At 60.9% G+C, this 6025-nt stretch carries 8 protein-coding genes; 1 reads left to right on the forward strand and 7 read right to left on the reverse strand.

Going from position 1 to position 6025, the window contains the following annotated elements; translation table 11 throughout:
- The 7 genes from AB9K37_RS11850 to pcaD all read right to left on the reverse strand — a co-directional run.
- A partial coding sequence (locus tag AB9K37_RS11850) for a CoA-transferase (protein ID WP_369838849.1) occupies positions 1 to 180 on the reverse strand: 180 nt, incomplete at its 3' end.
- The gene (locus AB9K37_RS11855; RefSeq protein WP_369838852.1) at positions 177 to 1514 is read right to left on the reverse strand and encodes a lyase family protein; all 1338 of its coding nucleotides are present in this window, start codon (positions 1512 to 1514) and stop codon (positions 177 to 179) included. The genes AB9K37_RS11855 and AB9K37_RS11850, both read right to left, overlap by 4 nt.
- On the reverse strand, positions 1511 to 2353 hold the full coding sequence (locus AB9K37_RS11860) for a 3-keto-5-aminohexanoate cleavage protein (protein WP_369838854.1): 843 nt from the start codon (positions 2351 to 2353) through the stop codon (positions 1511 to 1513). Before AB9K37_RS11860 ends, AB9K37_RS11855 begins: the two co-directional genes overlap by 4 nt.
- A gap of 51 nt (positions 2354 to 2404) precedes the next feature.
- On the reverse strand, positions 2405 to 3004 hold the full coding sequence (gene pcaG, locus AB9K37_RS11865; RefSeq protein ID WP_369838857.1) for a protocatechuate 3,4-dioxygenase subunit alpha: 600 nt from the start codon (positions 3002 to 3004) through the stop codon (positions 2405 to 2407).
- A 1-nt stretch (position 3005) separates the two neighbouring features.
- Positions 3006 to 3734 (reverse strand): protocatechuate 3,4-dioxygenase subunit beta, encoded by a 729-nt coding sequence (gene pcaH, locus AB9K37_RS11870; RefSeq protein WP_369838859.1) that lies wholly within the window; start codon positions 3732 to 3734, stop codon positions 3006 to 3008.
- A complete protein-coding gene (gene pcaC / locus AB9K37_RS11875) occupies positions 3727 to 4113 on the reverse strand; it encodes a 4-carboxymuconolactone decarboxylase (protein WP_369838862.1) in 387 nt (128 codons plus the stop codon). Before pcaC ends, pcaH begins: the two co-directional genes overlap by 8 nt.
- Positions 4113 to 4898 carry a 3-oxoadipate enol-lactonase gene (pcaD, locus tag AB9K37_RS11880; RefSeq protein WP_369838865.1) on the reverse strand — a complete coding sequence of 262 codons (786 nt, stop codon included), beginning with the start codon at positions 4896 to 4898 and terminating at the stop codon, positions 4113 to 4115. Before pcaD ends, pcaC begins: the two co-directional genes overlap by 1 nt.
- Positions 4899 to 4986: 88 nt before the next feature.
- On the opposite strand from pcaD, the gene AB9K37_RS11885 reads away from it, so the two are divergent.
- Entirely contained in the window at positions 4987 to 5979 is a 993-nt protein-coding gene (locus AB9K37_RS11885; RefSeq protein ID WP_369838867.1) for a LysR substrate-binding domain-containing protein, read from the forward strand.
- Positions 5980 to 6025 lie beyond the last annotated feature (46 nt).

Genomic DNA, 6025 nt, shown 5'->3' on the forward strand with positions numbered 1-6025 from the left:
AAAGCCATCCACACCGGCGTTGTTCGACGCAACGGTCAGACCTTTGACCCCGCTTTCCACGATCGCATCAATCAGCAGTTCGGGAATCCCGCACAGGCCAAAGCCCCCTGCCGCGATCAGCATGTCGTCGCGCAGCAGGCCATCCAAGGCCTCCGACGCGCTGCCATACACTTTGTTCATTTTGTCTCCTCCAAAGAGTTGGTTCGATTGGCAAAGATCGCCTTTGCCTGCGCCTGCGACGGCGCGATGGCCTGGCGTGGATCAAGGATTTGCACCCAGTCGATCCCGTCGGGCCCGATTTCGGACAGGGCTTCGGTCAGGGTTTTGCCCTGCCCGTTCACCAGTTTCAGAGCATCCTTCACCAGCGTCTGCGCCTCGGCTCGCGGCATATGCGCGGCAAGGGCAAAGCTGGCAGCCTCGGACATGATCGCGCCGCCATTTGCGTCCAGCATCCGCGCCATATTCTCGGGGAAGGCTTGCAGGGTCGCGGCCAGATCCGCCCCGTGACGCAGGGCAGCCGCGCCTGCGATCAGGATTTGCGGCAGGGCGAACCATTCCATCGCCCAACGGCCGCCGTCCCGCTCTTCTGCGGGGCTGGCCGCCATGGCGAGCATGGGGTTCAGCGCGGTGACATAGGCGTTCAGCGTGACGATCGCCTCGGACGCGACGGGATTGGACTTCTGAGGCATGGTCGACGATCCGCCGCCCTTGCCTGCCTTGCCCTCGGCGGCTTCGGACCGGCCCATCAGGATCAGGTCGCTTGCCATCTTGGCCAAGGCTGAAGTCACGCGGCCCACCCAAGCGCCCACGGCCATGACCGTGCTGCGGTCGCCGTGCCACTGGACTGTCGCACCTAGGCCCAATTCAGACGCCAACGTCTCTGCGATGTCTGCGCCATAGGGCGCCACCGCCAGATTGTTGCCTGCGGCTCCTCCGAACTGGACCCGTGCGATACGGGCCTTCAGCGCGGGTAGCTCTGCCTCCAGCGCGATCAGCGGTGCCGCCCACGTAGCGATCCGCATGCCAAAGGTGATCGGGGTCGCCACTTGCGAACGGGTGCGCCCGCCCATGACCACATCGCCAAATGCCTCGGACTGCTGTTCCAATGCACCAATCAGCGCGGACACGCGATCTGCATACAGGTCCAGAACATCACGTACGGCCATCATGGTCGCGGTGTCCACCACGTCTTGCGAGGTCGCGCCCCAGTGCAAGGCCTGCCCTGCCTCGCCGCACGCGGCACGCAGTTGGGCAACCAGAGCTGGCACGGGAACACCCGCCGAAGCGGTCCCCTCCCCCAGTCCAGCCAAGTCCGCATCGAACCCGTCCAGTGCGGCAGCAATCGCATCGGCGCTGCCGGTTTCAGTCAGGCCAGCCGCCTCGGTCGCGCGGGCTAAGGCGATCTCAAAGGCAACCATATGCGCGGCGACCGCCTCTTCTGACAGAAGGGCGGTGGCCTGTTGATCGCCATAGAGCGGCGCCATCACGGCGCCAGTCAAAGGGGTCGGTGTCATGCGACTGCAGGTACTTTCAGGTTCAGCATTTCGCGGGCCTGCTGCCATGTAGCAACAGGGCGCTCGTACTTGTCACACAGATCCACAACGCGCTGCACCAGTGCCGCATTCGAGGGCGCCAGTGTGTCACGATCAATGCGCACGTTGTCTTCCAGACCGGTGCGGGCGTGACCACCAGACGACACAGCCCAGTCGTTCAGGGTGATCTGGTGGGCACCGATACCGGCGGCGCACCAGTTGGCATCCTCGCCGAACAGGCGGTGCACGGTTTTGATATAGTAATCAAAGACATCGCGATCCACGGGCATCGCGTTCTTCACGCCCATCACGAACTGCACATAAGGCGTTTCCGCGATCTCACCCTTTTTGAACATGTCGGCGGCCTTGAGGATGTGGCTCAGGTCGAACGCCTCGATCTCGGGCTTCACGCCGTATTTCACCATCTCAGAAGCCAGCCAATCGACCAGCTCCGGCGGGTTCTCGTAGACGCGAGTGGGGAAGTTGTTCGACCCAACCGACAGCGATGCCATGTCGGGCGACAGGGGCAGCATACCGCCACGGGTCTGGCCCGCGCCGGAACGGCCACCGGTCGACAGCTGCACGATCATGCCGGGGCAATGCTTTTCCAGACCTTCTTTCAGGCGGCCGAAACGTTCGGGATCCGAGGTCGGTTTGCCTTCGTCGTCACGCACGTGGCAGTGAGCGATGGTTGCGCCAGCCTCAAACGCCTCTTGGGTGCTTTCGATCTGCTCTTCCACAGTGATCGGCACTGCGGGGTTGTTCTCTTTGGTCGGCAGCGAGCCAGTGATCGCCACACAGATAATGCAGGGTTTGGTCATGTTCGCGTCTTTCATACTGAGGGGCGCCCACGGATGGACGCCCCGAATAACTTAGATGTCGAGGAAAACCGTCTCGCCTTCGCCCTGGAGGCGGACGTCGAAGCGGTACTTGCCCTCGCCGATTTTCTTGGCGATTAGCGTGTCCACACGGGGACGCTGCTCGATGCGGGCCAGAAGCGGGTCGGTGCTGTTGTCCTCATCCTCGAAGTAGATGCGGGTTTGCAGGCCTATGTTGATGCCGCGTGCGCAAATCCACACCGAGATGTGGGGTGCCGCGAAACCGCCACCGCGCTGAGCTACCTTGCCCGGCTTGACAGTGCGCAGGGTGAACTCGCCAGTGTCGGCATCAGCCGCAAAGCGGCAGTGGCCGGTCACAGCGGGGTCTGCACCTTCTTGGCCGGGGAAATTGCCAGCCGCGTCGGGCTGCCAGCTTTCCAGCAGCGCGTCGCGCATGGCCCAACCGGTGCCGTCAAAGACAGAACCCACGATCTCGATCACTTCGCCCTTGGCGCTGTCGGCGATGGGGCTGGTGCCGATTTCTTCGTCGTAATAACCCGCGTTGCCCGCATAGGTGGGCATCAAACCGATGTGGACGTAGGGTCCAGCGGTCTGCGACGGAGTCTCTACCAGAGTGTCCAGTTTCTGTACCATCTTACATCCCCTCCAGCTTGTTTTCGAACATGGTCTGGCGGCGGCCGCGCAGAACGATGTCAAACTTGTAGGCCAGGAAGTCCAGCGGACGCGAGTTTGCCAGATCCAGCGGCGCGACCAGACGGTCCAGCTGGCTGCGGTTCTTGATGGTCGCAGCAATCGGGCAATGGTTGATCAGCGGATCACCCTCAAAATACATCTGCGAAATCAGGCGCTGGCCAAAGCTGTGGCCGTAGACCGAGATGTGGATGTGCATCGGGCGCCAGTCATTGCCACGGTTCGGCCAAGGATAGGCACCGGGGCGAATGGTCAGGAACTGGTAGTAGCCGTTTTCGTCGGTGATCGTCCGACCGCAGCCACCAAAATTCGGGTCCAACGGCGCCAGATAGGTGTCTTTCTTGTGGCGATAGCGACCACCGGCATTCGCCTGCCATATCTCGACCAGCGTGTTCGGCACAGCGCGGTTGTTTTCATCAACCACACGGCCGTGCATCAGGATGCGTTCGCCCACAGCGGGGGCAGCGCCCTTGGTCCAGTTCAGGATCAGGTTGTTGTCGAGTGCCCCGAGCTTGCTGTGACCAAAGGTGGGACCGGTTTCCTCGGAGAGGCCGGATTCCATCGATAGCAATGGCAGGTAGGGGGAACGGGCAACAGAAGTTTTATATGCAGGATCGTATGCGTCTGGGTGCGCTTCGCGATTCCGCGGAATAAGCGGGCCTAAATCAGTCATCAGATGCCGCCTCCATTTCGGCATAGGTGGCTTTCGCCAATTTCAAGGCATGGTTCGCGCGTGGGACCCCGGCGTAGATGGCAACATGCTGGAAAGCCTCCAGAACGTCGCGCTTGCTTGCGCCGGTACGGGCAGTGGCCCGGATATGCATGGGGATCTCTTCGAAGTTTCCAGTCGCGGCCAAGAGGGCCAGCGTGATCATCGAGCGTTCGCGGCGGCTGATGCCGTCAGAAGACCAGACGGTCCCCCACGCGCCCTCGGTGATCAGGGTTTGAAAGGCGAGATCGAAATCGGTTTTGTTGGCCTCGGCGCGGTCTACGTGGGCATCGCCCAGAACTTCGCGACGGGTTTTCATGCCGGTGTCAAAACGGTCGGACATCAGGCTGTGGCCTCCAGGAATTCGTTGATAAGTTTCGCAACCACTTCGGGCTGCTCGACACAGGGCAAGTGGCCCGCGTCTTCGATTATGTGGAACGGGGCGTTGCAGAGTTCCGCCGTAGCCTGAACCAGCGCGGGGGGTGTGCTGCCGTCCTGATCGCCTGCCATTGCCATCACGGGCAGAGTCAGCGCGCGGGTGCCTTCGGTCAGGTCCGCCGCAGCGATCGCCTGACAGCAACCGATGTAGCCCTCGGCGGGGGTGCGGCACAGCATGTTGCGCCATGCGGCCATCTGCGATGGCTGACCGTTGCGATAGGTCGGCGCGAACCAGCGTTCCAGAATGGGGTCGGCCAGCGATTCAATGCCGCCCTTGCGGACTGCGTTCACGCGGGTGTTCCACATCTCGTCGGTGCCGATCTGGGCTGCAGTGTCCATCAGGACCAAGGCTTTGACCAGATCGGGACGCTTGGCCGCAAAGCCCTGCCCGATCAAACCGCCAATCGACAGCCCGACAAAGGTGATGTCTTTCAGCCCCAGATGCTCGGCAAGGTTCTCTGCATCACGGACCAATTCGTCCATGGCATAGGGAGCTTCGGGGCAATCGCTGAGGCCATGGCCAGGCTTGTCGAAACGCACGATGCGCAGACCTTCGGGCAGCAAGGGCAACAAGATGTCCCAGACCCGAAGATCGGTTCCGAGCGAGTTGCCAAACATTACCACACGGCCATCCCGAGGACCTTCGTCACGGAAGTGAACCATCATTTGATCGAACAAAACTGTCTGCATGTGAGTCTCCCTGCGCTGGTGTTTGACATGACAAGTCCTCTATGAAAATTATAAATCGAGAAAATACACATAACCTATGAGTTATGAAATGATTGACCCACACATCCGGATGCGGCATCTGCGCTGCTTTCTGGAAACAGCCCGACTTGGCAGTCTGTCTGCCGCCGCAAATACCTTGAATGTCAGCCAACCCGCGGCATCAAAGACAATCAAGGAACTTGAGGACATCCTCGGGGTGCCACTTTTTGATCGCAGTGGACGACGGCTGGCGTTGACCGCCGCTGGCAAGGTGTTTCAGCAACACACCGGCGCGGCGATGATTGATCTGCAGCGCGCGCAGGATATGGTGCGTGACGCCCCACGCGCGCCATCTCGTCTCTCTGTTGGTGCGCTACCGACGGCCGCGACCTTCTTGCTGCCCGAAGCCGCACTCAAATTCCGCCATTCCCACCCGGAATGCCTGCTGCGGGTAACAACAGGACCCAACTGGATGCTTCTCTCGCAACTTCGAGAGGGTGCCGTGGATATGGTCGTCGGGCGGATGCCGCCCGCAGGGGCCGTCGAGGGACTCAACTTTCGGCAACTCTATTCAGAAAAGGTCGTTCCAGTGGTTCGGCCAGATCACCCGTTGATGGGCCGCGAGTGGGACCTAGAAGAAATCGGAGCCTATCCGCTGATGTTGCCCCCATCAGGAGCTGTGATTGCGCCCTCTGTTCGCGCCTATTTGCACTCGATCGGTTTGACGAATGTGACACCAGCATTCGAAAACGTATCACTGGCCTTTGGTCGGCAGGTGGTCGAGCGCTCTGATGTTGTCTGGTTTATCTCTCACGGCGTTGTCGGCGCAGAGATCGAGTCCGGCACGCTGGCAGTTCTTTCGCTGGAAGGTGACTTGTTGGGCGGACCTGTTGGTGTGTCGATGCGGGAAGAAACCCAAATCAGCATTGAGCAAAAGGACTTCATCGCTGCATTGCTGGACACGACGAAAAGTGTCAACGGCGGAGTAAAATTCGGCCATTGTGGCGGAGCAAAAGTCGGCCAGTTTGGGGCGAGCGCCTTGGAGCGTGCGGCCCTCATATAGCAAGCCCGGTCCAAGGCGCATTGGCCGTCAGGCCAATTCTGTGAGG

It is taken from the genome of Donghicola sp. XS_ASV15 (assembly GCF_041224595.1).
GTDB lineage: Bacteria > Pseudomonadota > Alphaproteobacteria > Rhodobacterales > Rhodobacteraceae > Donghicola.

Coding starts and splice junctions, on each gene's coding strand:
- AB9K37_RS11855 (WP_369838852.1), bottom strand. CDS start 1,514: ATGACACCGACCCCTTTGACTGGCGCCGTGATGGCGCCGCTCTATGGC.
- AB9K37_RS11860 (WP_369838854.1), bottom strand. CDS start 2,353: ATGACCAAACCCTGCATTATCTGTGTGGCGATCACTGGCTCGCTGCCG.
- pcaG (WP_369838857.1), bottom strand. CDS start 3,004: ATGGTACAGAAACTGGACACTCTGGTAGAGACTCCGTCGCAGACCGCT.
- pcaH (WP_369838859.1), bottom strand. CDS start 3,734: ATGACTGATTTAGGCCCGCTTATTCCGCGGAATCGCGAAGCGCACCCA.
- pcaC (WP_369838862.1), bottom strand. CDS start 4,113: ATGTCCGACCGTTTTGACACCGGCATGAAAACCCGTCGCGAAGTTCTG.
- pcaD (WP_369838865.1), bottom strand. CDS start 4,898: ATGCAGACAGTTTTGTTCGATCAAATGATGGTTCACTTCCGTGACGAA.
- AB9K37_RS11885 (WP_369838867.1), top strand. CDS start 4,987: ATGATTGACCCACACATCCGGATGCGGCATCTGCGCTGCTTTCTGGAA.